The sequence below is a fragment of the Lysinibacillus sp. NPDC093197 genome (assembly GCF_044754025.1).
Lineage (GTDB): Bacteria > Bacillota > Bacilli > Bacillales_A > Planococcaceae > Lysinibacillus.
This window is the reverse complement of the sequence record NZ_JBIVOH010000001.1, coordinates 691006-708830: the sequence shown is the minus strand read 5'-3', so window position 1 is coordinate 708830 and position 17825 is coordinate 691006. Positions and strand designations below refer to the sequence as shown.

Genomic DNA, 17825 nt, shown 5'->3' with positions numbered 1-17825 from the left:
ACGTAAGAAGCTTATTTTATAGCATGAAAGAAGTGTTTGTTTGAGTTTATATGTTGCGTATGTATTAGTTGGACTGGCTATTGCAATGCCTGTTGGAGCCATTACTGTCGAAATGACAAAGCAGGGGTTAAAAAATGGCTTTATACATGGCTGGGCGGTAGGGCTTGGTGGTATGACGGTTGATGTAGTATTAGTTTTTGCCCTTTATATGGGACTTGCTTCTATATTAGCCATGCCGATAATTCAACTGCCAATGTGGATTATTGGAGCCGGTTTTTTGTTTTTACTTGGGCTAGATTCTATTAAAAATGCCGACAAGGATATTACGCTCGCGGGTGAAAAGGTGACAAAGTCATTTTTCGCCTCGTATCTAAATGGGTTGCTAGTGGCCATTTCGCCAGGAAACCTCGTTTTTTGGGTAAATGTATTCGGTGTAGTTCTAGCAAAATCGTATAATCAAGGTGAATCGGCAAGCTTCCTAGTAATCGCTGCTGGAATACTTAGTGGTATTTTACTGCACGACATAGGTTTAATGACAATTGTTTCGGTAACACGTAAGGCGATGAGTCGTAAGATGATTAAAACACTTACAATGATATCAGGAGTCTTATTAATTGGTTTCGCAGGCTATTTCATTTATGAATTTATTCAAGGAATTAAAATGTACAGATAAAAAGATAAGCATCGACAAAAGGCATTGAGAAGGGGATTTCTCAATGCCTTTTATATTGCAACAAAATACTATCTTCAGAATAAAAAAGACTATAAACGATTCGTCTATAGTCTTTGAAGCTATTATAAGCAATGGTTATGCAGTAATTTCACGATGTTCATGAATGCAAGCTAAAATTTCCTCTGCTACTTGATGGGCCAAAGTTAGTTCAGAAGTAAAGCCTACACATGAACAATTCATCTCCCCTAAAATGTAACAATCTTCACCTGTTTCATTTGTATCAAGCATGAAATCAGCTGTCCAAATAAGTGGTAGGTCGTAATTGCCTAATAAGTTAGTTACAAGTGGTAGTTGTGTTAAAAAGTTTTGTACAAGTTCTTCCCAATCCTCTGGTTTGTCGTAGCGATATTGAGCACCAGAGAAAAGTGTTGCACTAAAGGCATCTTCACTATCGGCTGGTTTTTTATGTACCACGTGAACTGGTTTGTCACGCAACATAAATAAGCGGATTTCACCTTCAGTAATACGTGGAAGGAAACGCATATCAATTAGCATTCCGTTTGTGCCAGTGATGTACTGCTCGCAAAATGTCATGAACTCGCCAAGCTTCCAATACTCAACATGATTATCTTTTGCCTCGGTACATTTAATTTTGGCATCAAGTGGTACTTCTTTAGTACCAGCAGCAAGCGGTTCAACTAACTTTACTCGCCATATACCTTCGCCAGTTGAGCCTCTGTTTTGCTTTAATACTCGCTCAGTGATCGCAAGGGAGGTAGGAAGTTGTGCCTTAAATGCGTCAATTGTGTAATAAGCAAATGTATCATCAGGTACTAAATTTGTAGAGACTAATTTGGATAATACATCTTTCGAACCGTAGCCAATCATTGCATCAGGATGTGGCATGCCAATGACACCAGTTGCACATAAATCACGAAGCATCTCAAAATATTCTTCCTCGTGTTCTAGATTACCAGGATTAATACGGGATACATAGGCAATGCCATGTTCTTTGACGTACTCAAAAATTTCTTCTTTTTTTGTTATATCAAAGAACACTACTTCCGCATCTTGCCCACGTTGTTTAAGTGCATTTACCATCGGCATCGTATCTTGTCTGAAGCCATCGGGTCCCTTATCAGTGCCTCCATGTACTTCGAAGAAAATTACTTTTCTATTCATATACATACCTCCTTATTTTCATGATATTTTTTAGTATACTGGACAAACAAGGAGAAAAGATATATGAAATATGTAAAATTTATATATAAATTCATAGTTGAAATTTTCAATCTAGTAGTTTGTGACTAATAATTTTTGGAATTATCTAATTTTAAAGTAATCTACTAATAAATTGGTTTTTTATCCCAAGTCATGTTGCTTTTTCTGAAATACAGTAAGATATAAAATCATGCATAGAATAAGTAAAGTACCAAGCATTTGGAAGCCTCCAAAGGGAATTTGTAGCCAAAGCACACTTGTTAAAACAGCCGTTAATGGTTCCAGGCTACCAAGTAAGCTTGTTTCTTTTGGTGATAAATAATGCAAACTTGCAATATAGAACCAGAAGGCAAGCATTGTCCCAAAAATAATGATAAAGAAAAAGTAAGCGCTCGTTGCAATGGTCCACGTGGAAAGATCGATATGCCAAGGCTGATAAAAAATGCTCATTACTGAACCCCCAATTAACATTGCCCAACCGACCACAAGTAAAGAATGAAATTGCTGTAAAAGTGGCACAGCATACAATGTATAAAAAGCGACCGAAAGCCCCGATAACACACCCCAAATTACGCTCATCATTGGAACGGAAAGTGTGGAAAAAGAGCCATTCGTCAGCAATAAAGTAGTACCTGTAAGTGTAAGTGTTACTGCAATGCCATCTTGCTTCGTTAATTTGCTATGTCTTTGTATGATATAAAAAGCGATGATGAAAAGAGGGGCTAAATATTGCAGTAAAGTCGCTACAGCAGAATTGCCGATAGCAATTGACATCATGTATGTGTATTGTACAGCAAGCATGCCGAGTAAACTAAACAGAATTTGTCTAAAAGCATCTTTCTTTGTTCGCCACATGACAAAGATGGAGTGTTGGCGATGTGTAATTTTGTAGATGGCAATTAACAGGATACCTGCAAGCAAAAGTCTACTCGAAACGAGCCAACCAACCTCAATTTGTTCTTGTTGGAAAAGTTTTTGCGCGACTGTTCCACCAATTCCCCAAAAGCTTGCACCGAGAATGACAAGAATAAAACCAAAGATATGTTTTTTTTTATTTTGTTGATTCATCACTATAGCATCTCCTAAACTATCAATATAAAGTTATTATAAATACTTATTACAAGACAAAATATCGAATTATATGGTTGAAAATATCAATATATTGAGGTGATAACAATGGCACTAACGCACATTAAAGTAGCGAAGGATTTACAGGAATTAACGTTACATGGCTCCAATGCATTTCCAGTCGCATTATATGAAACGCATTTGCGGGTAGATCGCCGTGATTTTTTACCATTACATTGGCATAAGGAAATTCAATTTGTCTATGTGGTAAGTGGGTGTGTCAAATATCGTGTAGGTGCTGATGTATTAGTACTTGAGGAGGGAGATGGCTTGTTTGTCAACGCAGCATGTTTGCATGAAGCACAGCCTTATAACGTTGAACAGTCGAAGCTCTTTTGTATTAATGTAGATCCTAAATTATTGGGAGGACATGAAGGGAGTATATTGACAGCTAAATATGTGAGTCCATATGTAGAAAATAATAGACTGCCATTTGTAAAGCTTTCTGGAGAGCTTGCGCAAGCTGTTGAAAGAACGGCTCAGCTATTAAAAGACCGAAATGCCTATTTTGAAATTCAGGTGTGGAGAACATTATTATTGATCTGGGAATCGATATTAATGCAATCAAAGCTAACAGTAGAAACGATGCAGTCATCTATAATTGTTCAACATGAGCGTGCAAAAGAAATGCTCGATTTTATCCATAGCCATTATCAAGAAAAAATAACGCTTGAAATGTTAGCTGCACATGTTTTTATAAGCAGGGCAGAATGTAGTCGTTTCTTTAAAAAAATTGTTGGCATCACACCTTTTACGTATCTTTTACATTATCGTTTACGAAAAAGTATAGAACTATTGCGAGATAGTGAGCATTCCATCACTTTTATTGCGTCGCTAACTGGCTTTAGTACAGTTAGCTACTATATTGAACGGTTTAAGGAGTATACGGGCTATTCACCGCATGTGTATCGTAAAAAATTTCTAGCACAACAACGTAGTATAGAATGACTGGACAAATCAGTGAACAATCCATGACATGTTTGAAAATTATTTGCAGTTTGTTTTGTGAAAGGGTTTGCAAATTATACCAAATATTTTAAAGTTATTTATATAGTTAAAAGTAGAATTAGAAGCGATGGTATTCTAAAAGGAGAGATACGACATGTTAGCCTTAAAAAAGAAGCAAAATATTTGGCTTGTGTTTTTAATAGTTGTATTAATTAGTAACTACTCGCTTTATAACACCGGACTTGGTTTGTCCATTTTACCAGCCGAAACAGCAGGCGTTGTAGTCGGTTCATTACTCGATTTTATAATTGTTATACCAGTGTTATTTATGCTTTATAAACGAAAGTTTTCTGTCAAGCAAGCGATTGTTTTAGCCGCTTCAGGCTGTATTGCTGCACGGTTTATTATTCCAATAGATCATTTGCAGCCGTTCGTTGCAGTAACATGGGCTGGATTTGCGATTGAAGGGGCACTACTCGTTATTGAGCTTGTATTTGTTACAACGCTTGTCTACTATATGCCTAAAATTTTAAGGGATGTACGGGTAAGCGCACTACCAGATATTTTCTCTTTTCCGCAAGCTGTTGAAAAACATGCACCTAAGTACCCTATTATTCAATTGCTCTGTACAGATTTACTCGTTCTTTATTACGGTTTTGCAAGTTGGAAGAGGAGAGAACGCGCCGGATTAACTTTGCATAAAAACTCCAGCTATATCGCCTTTCAAATGATGATGATTCATGCAATCGTCATCGAAACAATCGGTATACATTGGTGGCTTCATGACAAATCAATAATATTATCTATCCTATTGTTAATTCTTAATGTATACTCGGTCCTATTTTTCATTGCGGATATGCAGGCAGTTCGCCTAAATCCTATCTATACAACAAATGATTCACTTTATTTATCTTTAGGTTTAATGAAACGAGCAACTATTCGCTTTGCTAATATCGAAAAAATAGAAGATGACCCAGAACGGTTAAAAGAAAAATTATCGAAGGATACTATTGATTTTATCGCACGTGATTTTGGAGAAGCATATCCACAAATCATGCTGAAGATGAAAGAACCTGTGGAAGTAACGTTTATGTTAGGATTTAAAAAAAGTTATAATAACGTGGCGATTAAAGCCGATCAAGTACATGAATTGAGAGAACTACTACAGCAGGGAATGGAAAATAATGAAGGATGATGTTGACAAGCAAGCGCCTCGCACACATTTGTACGAGGCCTTTTTATTTGAATACGCTTATAGGAAATTGTATGTCTGTAAAAATTGCTCGTTTATCTAGATAGCCACCTTTATGTATTTTCATATCAATTGCCATTCGTATACATACGAAGGAACATGAAAATATTACTTTTTATTAGGGAAAATTATATACGAAAAGCTAATAATAGCATCAATTATTAAAATAATGCCCCAAACTTTCATTACTTGTAAAAGGGAAGATGTATCAGTAAGTTCACCGATAAATACGATCATTGCATATAATAAACTAGCACTAATTACGTAGGCAATAACATGTAGACCAAGCATTTTTATTTCATGAATACCTTTTGCTAGTCCTGTTAATCGTTTCTTTTCAATGGGTAGTTTTAAAAACCACTGTTGAAACTTTTCATCTGCCCAAGTAATCATCGTTTTACCATATGCAATTGAGACACCTATATAAACAGCGGCGATACCGTGAGAAATGGAGGCTGGTGTACCCGCTCGCAAGTCCATGGCAGTTAGCAATACTAATAGTAGGTCAATAACAGGTGTAAGAGCAAAAAAGATAATGCTAAGTTTAGGCTTTTTAAAACGGTATCTACAAACCAGCCCTATGAAGATGACAATCCAAAAGGCTATTTCTGCAGTAATAATCCAAGCAATCATAAAATATTCTCCTTATTTAATACAGTTGTATTTAATTAAATTTACCATATGTTTCAATGTAATACATGAGTAAATTGCCCATCTAGTGTTAATCTAGATGGGCAATTGCTTTTAGTATGTCCTCGCTAACAGCCTCCCAAAATTGTTGCTGTACTAAATCATTATATGTATATAGCTCTTTATTTTGTACGTGCCCATGAATTTCAGCAATTGTTTCCTTGTGAAAATGTAGGCGATGATTTAATGCTAGTCGTTCTTCTTCGATACAAAAAATCTTATAAATATCCGCTAGTCGTTCGAGCTTAGCACATTTTTGTTTTGTCGACTCATATTGGACTTGATGAAAACGACCTACTGCCGTATGCATCGAGATTTTTGCACGATGCTCAGCTTGTAATGTTCGATATTCTTCCTGACGTATGGCCAAGCGGTACCAAAATTCATAACGATGCGGTAAATCCCTTGTTTCATAAGTAAGCAATGAATTTAAAATACTGCTCACTTGTTCATATGGTTCCATGATTTTCTCAGATTCTTTAAATAATCTAAACATTTTGCCACCCCCTGTGTTGTTTAATACTACAGAATAGTATTAATATCCTTTTAAATTTTTGAGTAATTGACGAATCGCTAATAAACTCAATCAAATCGCTATTAGAACGCTCCTTAACTGATATAAGCAAAGCATGAATTTTCATAAAAAAACAAAAAAGAGCATTTACAAAATGAAAATAGATGTGTTAACTTAATGTTTGTAGTTGGTTAACACAAAAGAGGGGGAGGTTAAGATGCAACATTTTTGGGTTGTTGGCACAGATACGGATGTTGGTAAAACATTTGTTACCACATTATTAATGCGAAATTTGCAAAAACAGGGCTTACACGTGACGCCTTATAAGCCGGTACAAACTGGTGAAGTACATGACGGTGAGCAATCCTATTACTACGATACGGCTATGTATGAAAAATATTCTTTACAATTGCTCGACCGAGAAAATTTAAATGGCTATTCGTTCAAAGAAGCGGCATCACCACATTTTGCGGCTCAGCTGGAGGGGCAACAAATAAATACACAGCGATTATTAAGTCAAATGCAGCAATTACAGCAAAAATGGGATGTTGTTATTTGTGAAGGGGCAGGAGGGCTTTTTGTACCGTTAGATTCATATGGCGAAACGACACTTTTGGATGTTATTGTTCAAAGTAAATTACCAGTAGTCGTTGTTACTCGCACAACACTTGGTACAATAAATCACACACTTTTGACGTTAGAAGCATTAAGTAAACGTAAAATTGAAGTTCTTGGCATTGTATTTAACGGTGACACGGGTAGTGGTATGGAGCAAGACAATATTAAAACGATTTTAAGGCATCACCCATTACCGTTTGCGACTTTACCGAAGCTGAAACATATATCACACATTATGGACTTAGCTATTACGGATACATCATTGTTTGAAAGGCTGTCAAAACATGAAACAAGTATTAACTGAGTTACAAGAAACCGATTTGCAACATGTATGGCATCCATGCTCACAAATGAAGGATTATGAGGACTTCCCACCAATTGTTATTAAAAAAGGGGAAGGTGTATGGTTGTACGACGAAAAGAATCATCGCTATTTAGATGCTGTTTCCTCCTGGTGGGTAAATTTATTTGGACACGCCAATCCACGTATTAGTCAAGCTTTAAGTGAGCAAGCATTTACTTTGGAGCATGTAATCTTTGCAAATTTCTCACATGTTCCAGCGATTAAGCTCGCGCAAAAATTAGTAGCTTTAACACCACATAGTTTGCAAAAAGTATTTTTTGCAGATAATGGCTCATCCGCTATAGAAATCGCATTAAAAATGAGTTTTCAGTATCATATGCAAATAGGAAAAACGACGAAAAAACGATTTCTAGCATTAACAGATGCTTATCACGGCGAAACACTTGGCGCTTTATCAGTCGGTGGTGTCGATCTTTATAATGAGATGTATCAACCACTATTATTGGATACAGTGCGAGCACAGGGGCCAGATTGTTTTCGTTGCCCTTTCAATAAAAATTCGCAAAGTTGTGATGCCCAATGTATTCAATTCGTTGAAGAAGAGCTAATTACGCATCATAAGGAAATTACAGCGGTCATAATTGAGCCACTTATTCAAGCAGCGGCAGGCATGAAAATGTATCCAGTTATTTATTTACAGCGTTTACGGGAGTTATGTACAACATACGATGTCCATCTAATAGCAGATGAAATTGCGGTTGGCTTCGGTCGAACAGGTACTCTCTTTGCCTGCGAACAAGCTGAAATTTCGCCAGATTTTATGTGCTTGTCAAAGGGCTTAACAGGTGGTTATTTACCGCTTTCGGTCGTGTTAACAACAAATGAAGTATATCAAGCATTTTATGATGATTATGCGACGATGAAAGCATTTTTACATTCGCATAGTTATACGGGGAATACTCTTGCTTGCCGCGTTGCACTAGAAGTATTGTCGATGTTTGAAGAAGAGCATTACATAGACATTGTGCAAGACAAAAGTGAACGCATGCGTAAGCTAGCAGTAGAGGCTTTTAGTGATTTGCCTTTTGTTGGCGAATATCGGCAAGTAGGCTTTGTCGGGGCAATAGAGCTAGTGGCGAATCGCGAAATGAAAGAGCCATTACCGAGTGAGGAGCGTATCGGCTATCAAATATATAAAAGAGCATTAAAAAAAGGATTACTTATTCGTCCACTAGGGAATGTTTTGTACTTTATGCCACCTTATATTATAACGGACGAAGAAATGCAATTTATGATTCAAACAACAAAAGAAACAATTGTTCAATTTTTTGAAGAACGGGGGAATCATGCATGTATCAACGACAATCAACGCTCTCACTTGTAATGATAGCGATGTTTGCTGCTTTAACAGCTGTTGGTGCATTTATTAAAATACCACTTCCGGTAGTGCCGTTTACATTACAAATTGTTTTTGTTTTTTTGGCAGGTTGCTTACTTGGTGGTCGCAATGGATTTCTAAGTCAGCTCGTTTACATAGGAATTGGTTTAGCAGGCATGCCAGTTTTTACCCAAGGAGGAGGTATTACATATGTATTGCAACCGACTTTTGGTTACTTAATAGGCTTCGCACTTGCAGCATTAGTGATTGGTTTTCTAATTAATCGAGTAGAGGTGCCATCGAAAAAACACTTCATCGGTGCAAATATTTTAGGGCTTATCATTATTTATGCAGTAGCTGTGCCTTATTTATATATGGCATTGAATGTATGGTTAAACATGAAATCAAGCTGGTCTCATGTTTTCTTAGTAGGTTTTCTTAATAGTATTGTTGCAGACTTTTGCCTAGCGATTGCCTCTGCCTTTTTAGCAGAACGATTATATAAAGTATTTCGTTCCGCTAGAGCTTTAAAACTTGTGCGAGTTGAAAAGGAGAATGTTCAATGAATTGGTTACAGTTAGCAGATGAAGTGATTGCGGGCAAAATTATTAGTAATGACGAGGCGCTTGCCATTTTAAATAGTGATGACGATGACATTTTAAAGCTAATGGACGGTGCCTTTGCCATTCGTAAGCATTATTACGGTAAAAAAGTAAAATTAAATATGATCATGAATGCAAAGAGTGGCTATTGTCCAGAAGATTGTGGGTATTGCTCGCAGTCATCTAAGTCGACAGCGCCTATTGACAAATATCCATTCATTACGAAAGAGGAAATATTAGCAGGGGCAAAACGCGCGTTTGAAAATAAAATAGGAACCTACTGCATCGTAGCAAGCGGACGTGGACCGACTCGTAAAGATGTCAATGTAGTGAGTGAAGCAGTTGAAGAAATTAAAGCGCAATACGGCTTAAAAGTTTGTGCATGTCTTGGATTACTGAAAGAAGAGCAGGCACAACAACTAAAAGAAGCAGGTGTGGATCGTTACAATCATAATTTAAATACATCTGCACGCCATCATTCTTATATTACGACTACACACACGTATGAAGATCGTGTAAATACGGTTGAGGTTGTGAAAAAACATGGTATTTCTCCATGCTCAGGGGCCATTATTGGGATGAAGGAAACAAAAGAGGATGTCGTGGAGATTGCTCGTGCCCTGCACCAATTGGATGCAGATTCGATTCCGGTAAACTTCCTACATGCGATTGATGGGACGAAGCTAGAAGGAACACAGGAGTTAAATCCTCGCTATTGTTTAAAAGTTTTAGCGTTATTCCGTTATATAAATCCAACGAAGGAAATTCGCATTTCTGGAGGGCGCGAAGTAAATTTAGGTTTTCTTCAGCCATTCGGAATGTATGCAGCAAATAGTATCTTTGTCGGGGATTATTTAACGACTGCAGGGCAGGAAGTGAATAGTGATTATCGCATGCTCGAAGATTTAGGCTTTGAAATAGAACTTACACAAAAGCAAGAAGAAGTGTTTTGTTAATTCATCATCCTTATAAAATAAAATCTACTACTACTAAATGATGATTGAAATTGGAAGACTGTCTGTACATCGTGGAAAAGGCGTACAGACGGTTTTTCTAGTAGCCAGTTATGCTCAGGCTAAAGCTATCGTAGGCAAGTAAACGGTTCATAATTTATACCTAAAATATGAAGATTTTCACAAATTGTTCAATGAAAGCGTTTTGAAATTGAACAGTTTGTGAAGGGCTTCACATAAAGCTTTATTTTTTAAAAAAAGAGCGTACAATAGGAATTAGCAAGAAGTTGTTATAAGACAGTTAGTTCTTTTTATCACATTTTTGGTGATTGTTATATTACAAAAATAAAATTGAAAGGAGCGGTTAGAATGTGGGTTGTAACAGTATTTGAGAATAAAAATATTCGTATTTTCGAATATACAAACAAAAACGAGGCAACAGCAGCGTTAGCGAAATTTAAGAAGAATGCCGTTTTAACATATACAAAATAATACTTTAAGTAGTTTAAAGAAACCTCGTTGTACGTAATAACGTACGATGAGGTTTCTTTATTTTTATTAGTGTATGAGTATTGAAAAGGCACTATAAAGTAATAAAAGAGCCATTAAAGTATTAAATGGCTGACGATATTTAATGAGCACTTTGCGAAAAACTGAACCGAATAGTGCCCAGCTAAATGTACTTGTAATGCCAACAAATCCTAAAAATAGGGCGAAAAAAATGTAGCTCGTAAACGATGAATAATATGGAAGAATATAGGTTGCAACGACTGTGATGCCAAATAAAATACCTTTCGGATTTACAAATTGCAAGAAGGCACCGAGTAGCAAAAAGCTTCGACTATTGTCTTTAGTATGGTGACTATTTTCATCATTTTCTTTGGAGGTTAATATTTTAAAAGCTAAATATAACATATAGCCCACCCCTAAAATGGTTAATGGGACGGTTATTATGGGCATGACGCTGATGAGGGCAATATTAAAAAAACAGCTTAATGCAGTTATTGTGCAAAAACCAATTCCAACACCTAGACAAAACTGAATCGTTTTTCCCAAACCATATTGATTGGCAAATGCCATTGCCATAATGTTGTTCGGACCTGGTGTAAAGCTAGTAATGACAACGAATACTAAAAAAGATATGTAAGGCATTTTAGTCCTCCTTGTATTTTGTATGTTATAATGTCTGAAATAAACAGTATAACGTCGTTCTTTTTATTATACATAATGTACGTTATATTGTACATATGATAAGAGGTGATTGTAATGGAGGAAATTCATCTTATTTTTGCAAGGAATTTAAAAGCAATTCGAGAAAAAGAAAAATTAAGCTTAGAAAAAGTTTCTCAGCTATGCGGTGTTAGTAAAACAATGATTGGACAAATTGAAAGAGGAGAGTCCAGTCCGACGCTTACAACAATATGGAAAATTGCAAATGGGCTAAAAGTATCTTTTACTTCCCTAATCCATCAACCGCAGACGGATACTGAAGTCGTTTTAAAAAAGGATATTCAAGTATTGTCAGAGGATAATGGAAAATATAGAGTATATCCGAATTTTCCATTTCAAGAAGATAGTCGATTTGAAATTTATATGATTGAAATTGATAAAGATGGGAAATTAAGCGCTGAGGCTCATAAAGAAGGAACAGAAGAGTTTATTACCGTTTTTGAAGGCGAATTAATGATTCGGGTTAACGACAACGCGTATAGATTAAAAAATGGCGATTCTATCCGATTTAAAGCTGACCGTCCTCACTTCTATAGTAATACCGGTGATACATTAACTAAGTTAAGTATGACAATCTATTACCCTAATGAAAAATAAAGAACCGTATAAGCGCTTATACGGTTCTTTTTGTTTTTATAAAATGCTGCCTAAACGTTTAATCCCTTCACGGATAATTTCAGGTGTTGCATTTGTATAGTTTAGACGCATTGTGTTTACGCCTGTTTTAGATGTATAAAATGGGTCACCAGGAACGAAAGCGACTTTTTGTTCCATTGCTTTATTGAAAACGTCTAATGCGGAAGCTCCGTTATTCATAGTAGCCCAGATGAACATCCCACCATCTGGTTTTGTGTATTCAACATGTGCAGGGAAGAATTCTTGCATCGCGTCTAGCATTGCATCAGATTGATTTTTATATAAAGAAACAATTTTTTTCACGTGCTCCGTATAGTCATTATTCGCTAAATAATCATAAATGACATATTGAGAGAAAATGTTTGTGTGTAAATCAGTCGCTTGCTTTGCTGTTTCAATATGTTTCATTAACTCTTTGTTTTTTGTAATGACAAAGCCAAGGCGCATACCTGGTGTAACTGTTTTAGAGAAAGAACCTAGTAAAATACTATTTTCGAGTTTTCCGGCACCGATATAAGGTAATGGCTCACCTTGGAAGCGTAATTCTCCGTACGGATCATCTTCAATTAGTGCTACGTCATATTTAGAAATGATGTCATAAATTTGTTGACGTTTTTCCTTTGAATACGTTAGTCCCGTTGGATTTTGGAAATTTGGAACAGTATAGATGAATTTAACGTTAGGCTGCTGTATAGCTTTCTCTAACTCTTCTAAGTTAAGACCATCGTTTTCAAGTGTTACACCATAAAAAGTAGGCTCACTTAATGTGAAGGCTTGAATAGCACCTAAATAGCCTGGCTCCTCAATCACAATGCCATCACCTTTATTAATAAGTACTTTCCCAATGAGTTCAAGTGCTTGCTGTGAACCAGTTGTTATTAATATATCATCCGCATGGATATCTAGCCCGTGAACACGGCGATATTTTGCAGCGATATATTCACGTAGAGGCGCATATCCTTGTGTAGATGAATATTGGAATAATCGACTGCCATTTTCACTAATGGCATGATCTACAGAAGCTTTTAATGCATCGATTGGGAAGGAGATTGGGTTTGGAAGCCCTCCAGCAAAGGAAATGACATCGTCGGCATCCGTTACTTTCAAAATATTACGGATGAATGAAGATGGTGTGTTTAAGATTCTTTCAGAATATTGCATAATTTTATCGGTCCTTTTTTCTGATTTTTTAAAAATTATATCATTGTAATCATTTGCATACAATATTATGATTGTATGCAAGACAATTAAAATATTGTATGCAAATGCGAAAGAAAGGGGCTTGAAAAATGCCATTCAATTCATTTGAGGAATACCCAATGAGCTGGAAGCCGAATATCCGCAATATTACAGGGCCGATATATATTGCAATTGCTGAGCAGCTTGAACAGGATATTAAAGAAGGCATTTTATTGCCAGGTACAAAGTTGCCACCACAACGAGAGCTTGCTGATTTTTTAGATGTAAATTTAAGTACCATTACTCGTGCGTTTAAGCTTTGCGGTCAGAAGGGTCTAATTTATGCTTCAATAGGGAGCGGTACATTTGTTTCTTCTGATGCCGCCACGAATAAAATTTTATTACCTACAAGTCATTCTGCTCATATGATTGAGTTGGGCTCAGTATTGCCTGCAACTTATGCCAATGAGGAAATAACGCGCTATATGAAAAAAATGCTCAATGATTCTAATTTTAGTAAGTTATTTCAATATGGGCGACCCGAGGCGAATGCTTGGCAAACAGAAGCTGCAGCAAAGCTTTTAGAAAAAGTCGGCTTTCAAACAGATCAGCCGATATTGTTTGGGGCAGGGGGACAAAATGCAATTGTCGGTACACTAGCAGCATTGTTTCATCCAGGAGATCGTATTGGTACAGATCCGATTACATATGCTGGGATAAAAACGGCGGTCAATATGCTTGGTATACAGCTAGTGGCTATTCAGCAAAAAGATGGAGAGATGACAAAAGAAGGACTCTTATATGCTTGCAAAAATGAACATATAAAAGGACTTTATGTTATTCCTGATTTTCATAATCCAACTACCCATACAATGTCAATCGACACGAGGAAAATGATTGCAGAAGTGGCAAGGCAAAAAGATTTAATCGTTATTGAGGATGCGATTTATAGTTTTATACAGGAACAGCCACTTGCACCTATCGCATATTATGCACCAGAAAAGGTAGTTTATATTGCAAGTGTGTCCAAAACGATTTCGCCTGGGTTAAGGCTCTCTTTTGTTGTGACGCCTAGTGCTTTAAGAAAGAAAATTATTGAAACATTATATAATATTAATATATCTGTATCACCAGTCATGGTAGAACTTACTGCTAGATTGATTCAAGATGGTGTTGCACAAACAATCTTAGAGAAACACCGATTATATGCTAAACAGCAAAATGCACTAGTTAATCAATATTTAGGTGAATACAACATTTTAGGCAATGATGAATGCATTTTTAGGTGGCTTATATTGCCTGAAAAATTTACTGGTGTGCAGTTTGAATTACTTGCATCGAAAGCGGGCGTACAAGTGTATGCTGCAGAGCGTTTTGCGGTAGGCAATACAAAACCTGTAAATGCAGTCCGATTGGCGATTACTGCGCCGGAAAATAGCATGCAGCTAGAGCAAGCCTTAACGGTGTTAAAGGAATTGCTCGAAAGTGATGGTGACTATACATTTATAGATTAAAATAGAAAGTACATAATAATGGTATGTGTGGTGAAATGATGGAACATAAAGGACGGATTATTTTTCATGTTGATATGAATAGTTTTTATGCATCTGTTGAGCAGGCGCATGACCCTAGTTTAAAAGGGAAACCGATCGCAATTGCAGGCAACCCAAAGGAGCGTCGGGGAATATTAGTGACATGTTCATATGAGGCGAGGGCGCTTGGCGTTTATACGACAATGACGGTACATGAAGCGAAACGAAAATGTCCAGATCTGTTGTTGCTACCACCAGATTTTCAAAAATATCGTGAGGCTTCTAAAGCGATGTTTGCTATTTTAAGAAGCTATACAGAACTGGTGGAGCCAGTATCAATTGATGAAGGCTATATGGATGTAACGCTATTAAGTAAGGAACGCCATGCACTTCAAATTGCCCAGGAAATACAAACTCGTTTATTAACAGAGTTGGATTTACCTTGCTCTATTGGTGTTGCCCCTAATAAGTTTTTAGCCAAAACAGCATCAGATATGAAAAAACCGATGGGTATCACAGTGTTAAGGCTACGGGATATTGAACAAGTGCTTTGGCCACTTGAAGTAGTCAAAATGCATGGTATTGGTGAAAGTACAGCCAAAAAGTTAAATGACCAAGGTATTTTTACAATCGGCAATTTGGCTATGGTTGAGGAACATAAAATCAAGCATATTTTAGGTAAGAATGGGGTTAGACTGCGTGCAAGAGCAAATGGAATCGATACAAGAGAAGTTGACCCAAATGCCATTTATGATACAAAAAGTGTCGGCAATTCTACGACATTACCGCAAGATGTAACCGATATTCGACTACTGCATAAAACAATCGATGGGCTGTGCCAAAAAGTAGCAGAACGACTCGATGCGAAACGTCTAGCAGGTTCCACAGTTAGTATACAAATACGTGGTGCTGATTGGCACAATCATACACGCTCAAAGTCGATGACGAATGTAATTTATCGCTTTGAAGATATTTTTGAGATTGCCTGTGCGCTCTTTGATAAACATTGGGACGAGTCGCCTGTTCGGTTACTCGGTGTTACTGTTTCGAATGTAGTTGATCGAAAAGATTATAGTCAACAGTTGTCTATTTTCAATTTTGAAGAGCATGTAAAAGACGAGCCTATATTAAAGGTAGTGGATGAGATTGAAGGGCGCTTTGGGAAAGGCATCATTAAACGAGGTGTTGATATAGGTAAACGATCTTCTTATCAATCACAAACAAGCTTTAGTAAAGATTTTTTAGACGATCACGAATAGGGGTGGACCTAAGACCAAAAGGGGCATTACGTTCAACGTAAACCCCCATCTGCGCCTTTTATTTCATCGGATTAATAATTCCGTAAAAAACAATATCTTCAAATGAGTCATTTTTATAAATGTGGTCTTTAAGCGTACCTTCATATTGCATACCACATTTCTCCATAATCTTTCCAGAAGCGGGATTTGATTTAAAATAGCGAGCGTAAACACGATGGTAGTTTTTCTCTGTAAACACAAAGTCGATTAGTGCCTTGGCTGCTTCCGTTGCATAGCCATTGCCCCAATGCTCCTCACCAATCCAATAGGCGATTTCGCCATTTTTGTATTGTTGATGATTTGAAATACCGATTGCCCCATATAACTGACCACTTTGTTTGTCTGTAATCGCAAATTCATACATTTTATCTAAGTCATAGTGCTTTTCATGATTTGCAATCCATGTAAGAGCACAATCTAATGAATATGGATAAGGTAAATTCAACGTGCTTTTGTATATATTGTAATTGTTACAATAATTACTGACTTCTTGCGCATCCGTTTCTTTAAAAAGACGTAGCAGTAGACGATCTGTTTCTAGTGTTTTTTCAGTTTTACTATAAATCATGTTATTCCTCCTATTCTTCCAGTTATTTAATGCTATGAAAAAGTAGTATAACACGTATAATGGTTATTTTGTATAATTAAGGAAAATTAATTTTGTGTTTTACTAGAAAATGATTGTTAAAACAATTAACATTTTTGTTCATAACAAAAAATAAAATAAGTGAATAATTAGCAAACCTATATGGCACATTAACATATAGGAGGTGGAAGAAAAATGTCTAAAATTATCGGTGTCGAACAATCATTATCTAATGTTGAAAATGCTTTAAAAGCAAAAGGTTATGAAGTGATTCAGCTTCGTAATGAAGAGGATGCAAAAAAATGCGATGCTTGCGTAATAACAGGGCAAGACAGAGATGTTATGGGAATTAGCGATCCTATAATGGCAGGACCTGTTATCGATGCAGCTGGGCTTTCTGCTGATGAAGTAATACAACGTGTAGATCATTATTTCCACTAAATATGGCAAAGGGTGCTGTTTTTGAAGTCTGAAGTGACTTCAGAGCGGCGCCTTTTAATTTCATTTTTGAAGTACTATTCATAATATCTTTATAACAGCATTTCCTTTATAATTATCACTAGCTACATATTTTTAACAATCATGGGTAGACATAAGGGGAGAGAATGAAATGGAAATACTTCACGCGACTATGGATGAATTAGAAGAAGTAACAGTGCTATTTGATGAATACCGCCAGTTTTATGGACTTGAATCAGATAGAAGCAGTGCTAAAGCATTTATCCAATTACGAATGGCTTTAAAAGAATCCATTATTTTTATTGCTGTAGTAAATGGGAAAACGATTGGCTTCGCACAATTATATCCAACTTTTTCATCTATTGCATTACAGCGTGCATATATATTAAATGATATATATGTAACGGACGATGCTAGAGGCCAAGGGGTGGGCAAAGCATTGATGGAGAAGGTGTTTCAATATTGTGAGCAACAAGATGCACGGTATGTTACGCTTCAAACGGCTACAGATAATGTTCATGCACGAAAGTTATATGAAAATCTTAATATGAAACAAGATCAATATTGTAATTATGTTAAGTATTTTAATTAAGAATAAGCATCTCATCCATTTTGGATGAAGAT

20 protein-coding genes are annotated in these 17825 nt (G+C 36.5%); 13 read left to right on the top strand and 7 right to left on the bottom strand.

Annotated features, from left to right (window positions below):
- Positions 1–40: 40 nt before the first annotated feature.
- Positions 41–673 (top strand): LysE family transporter, encoded by a 633-nt coding sequence (locus tag ACIP9G_RS03640; protein WP_340823910.1) that lies wholly within the window; start codon positions 41–43, stop codon positions 671–673.
- A 135-nt stretch (positions 674–808) separates the two neighbouring features.
- Here ACIP9G_RS03640 and ACIP9G_RS03635 read toward each other — a convergent pair whose 3' ends face one another.
- A complete protein-coding gene (locus ACIP9G_RS03635) occupies positions 809–1855 on the bottom strand; it encodes a Cj0069 family protein (protein ID WP_401017452.1) in 1047 nt (348 codons plus the stop codon).
- 180 nt (positions 1856–2035) lie between these two features.
- Positions 2036–2962, bottom strand: a complete 927-nt coding sequence (locus tag ACIP9G_RS03630; RefSeq protein WP_340823913.1) for a DMT family transporter — start codon at positions 2960–2962, stop codon at positions 2036–2038.
- Between the two features lie 108 nt (positions 2963–3070).
- On the opposite strand from ACIP9G_RS03630, the gene ACIP9G_RS03625 reads away from it, so the two are divergent.
- Both ACIP9G_RS03625 and ACIP9G_RS03620 read left to right on the top strand, forming a co-directional pair.
- Positions 3071–3970, top strand: a complete 900-nt coding sequence (locus ACIP9G_RS03625) for an AraC family transcriptional regulator (RefSeq protein WP_401017450.1) — start codon at positions 3071–3073, stop codon at positions 3968–3970.
- A gap of 154 nt (positions 3971–4124) precedes the next feature.
- Positions 4125–5165 carry a beta-carotene 15,15'-monooxygenase gene (locus tag ACIP9G_RS03620; RefSeq protein ID WP_401017448.1) on the top strand — a complete coding sequence of 347 codons (1041 nt, stop codon included), beginning with the start codon at positions 4125–4127 and terminating at the stop codon, positions 5163–5165.
- Between the two features lie 165 nt (positions 5166–5330).
- Here the strand turns inward: ACIP9G_RS03620 and ACIP9G_RS03615 are convergent, their stop codons facing one another.
- A complete protein-coding gene (locus tag ACIP9G_RS03615; protein ID WP_401017446.1) occupies positions 5331–5855 on the bottom strand; it encodes a hypothetical protein in 525 nt (174 codons plus the stop codon).
- An 88-nt stretch (positions 5856–5943) separates the two neighbouring features.
- Positions 5944–6408: a hypothetical protein gene (locus tag ACIP9G_RS03610; RefSeq protein ID WP_401017444.1), complete on the bottom strand. Its 465-nt coding sequence runs from the start codon at positions 6406–6408 to the stop codon at positions 5944–5946.
- 235 nt (positions 6409–6643) lie between these two features.
- Here ACIP9G_RS03610 and bioD point away from each other — a divergent pair, with 235 nt between their 5' ends.
- From bioD to ACIP9G_RS03585, 5 genes are all read left to right on the top strand, one after another.
- Positions 6644–7348, top strand: a complete 705-nt coding sequence (gene bioD, locus ACIP9G_RS03605; protein WP_401017442.1) for a dethiobiotin synthase — start codon at positions 6644–6646, stop codon at positions 7346–7348.
- Entirely contained in the window at positions 7329–8732 is a 1404-nt protein-coding gene (bioA, locus tag ACIP9G_RS03600) for an adenosylmethionine--8-amino-7-oxononanoate transaminase (RefSeq protein WP_401017440.1), read from the top strand. The genes bioD and bioA overlap by 20 nt, the downstream gene beginning before the upstream one ends.
- Positions 8699–9292 carry a biotin transporter BioY gene (locus ACIP9G_RS03595; protein ID WP_401017438.1) on the top strand — a complete coding sequence of 198 codons (594 nt, stop codon included), beginning with the start codon at positions 8699–8701 and terminating at the stop codon, positions 9290–9292. Before bioA ends, ACIP9G_RS03595 begins: the two co-directional genes overlap by 34 nt.
- Complete coding sequence (gene bioB, locus ACIP9G_RS03590; RefSeq protein ID WP_401017436.1) at positions 9289–10284, top strand: biotin synthase BioB; 996 nt, start codon at positions 9289–9291, stop codon at positions 10282–10284. Before ACIP9G_RS03595 ends, bioB begins: the two co-directional genes overlap by 4 nt.
- Positions 10285–10650: 366 nt before the next feature.
- Complete coding sequence (locus ACIP9G_RS03585; protein WP_340823925.1) at positions 10651–10773, top strand: hypothetical protein; 123 nt, start codon at positions 10651–10653, stop codon at positions 10771–10773.
- Between the two features lie 66 nt (positions 10774–10839).
- Here the strand turns inward: ACIP9G_RS03585 and ACIP9G_RS03580 are convergent, their stop codons facing one another.
- The gene (locus ACIP9G_RS03580; protein WP_401017434.1) at positions 10840–11433 is read right to left on the bottom strand and encodes a LysE family translocator; all 594 of its coding nucleotides are present in this window, start codon (positions 11431–11433) and stop codon (positions 10840–10842) included.
- A 114-nt stretch (positions 11434–11547) separates the two neighbouring features.
- Between ACIP9G_RS03580 and ACIP9G_RS03575 the strand changes: the two genes are divergently transcribed.
- The gene (locus ACIP9G_RS03575; RefSeq protein ID WP_401017433.1) at positions 11548–12108 is read left to right on the top strand and encodes a helix-turn-helix domain-containing protein; all 561 of its coding nucleotides are present in this window, start codon (positions 11548–11550) and stop codon (positions 12106–12108) included.
- Between the two features lie 36 nt (positions 12109–12144).
- On the opposite strand, the gene ACIP9G_RS03570 is transcribed toward ACIP9G_RS03575, so the two are convergent.
- Entirely contained in the window at positions 12145–13308 is a 1164-nt protein-coding gene (locus ACIP9G_RS03570) for an aminotransferase-like domain-containing protein (protein WP_401017431.1), read from the bottom strand.
- A 128-nt stretch (positions 13309–13436) separates the two neighbouring features.
- Between ACIP9G_RS03570 and ACIP9G_RS03565 the strand changes: the two genes are divergently transcribed.
- The gene (locus ACIP9G_RS03565) at positions 13437–14840 is read left to right on the top strand and encodes an aminotransferase-like domain-containing protein (RefSeq protein ID WP_401017429.1); all 1404 of its coding nucleotides are present in this window, start codon (positions 13437–13439) and stop codon (positions 14838–14840) included.
- Between the two features lie 38 nt (positions 14841–14878).
- A complete protein-coding gene (locus ACIP9G_RS03560; RefSeq protein ID WP_401018160.1) occupies positions 14879–16117 on the top strand; it encodes a DNA polymerase IV in 1239 nt (412 codons plus the stop codon).
- A gap of 58 nt (positions 16118–16175) precedes the next feature.
- Here ACIP9G_RS03560 and ACIP9G_RS03555 read toward each other — a convergent pair whose 3' ends face one another.
- Entirely contained in the window at positions 16176–16724 is a 549-nt protein-coding gene (locus ACIP9G_RS03555; RefSeq protein ID WP_401017427.1) for a GNAT family N-acetyltransferase, read from the bottom strand.
- 213 nt (positions 16725–16937) lie between these two features.
- Between ACIP9G_RS03555 and ACIP9G_RS03550 the strand changes: the two genes are divergently transcribed.
- Positions 16938–17183: a YkuS family protein gene (locus ACIP9G_RS03550; protein WP_401017425.1), complete on the top strand. Its 246-nt coding sequence runs from the start codon at positions 16938–16940 to the stop codon at positions 17181–17183.
- Between the two features lie 169 nt (positions 17184–17352).
- Positions 17353–17793: a GNAT family N-acetyltransferase gene (locus tag ACIP9G_RS03545; RefSeq protein WP_401017424.1), complete on the top strand. Its 441-nt coding sequence runs from the start codon at positions 17353–17355 to the stop codon at positions 17791–17793.
- The last annotated feature ends 32 nt before the right edge of the window (positions 17794–17825 follow it).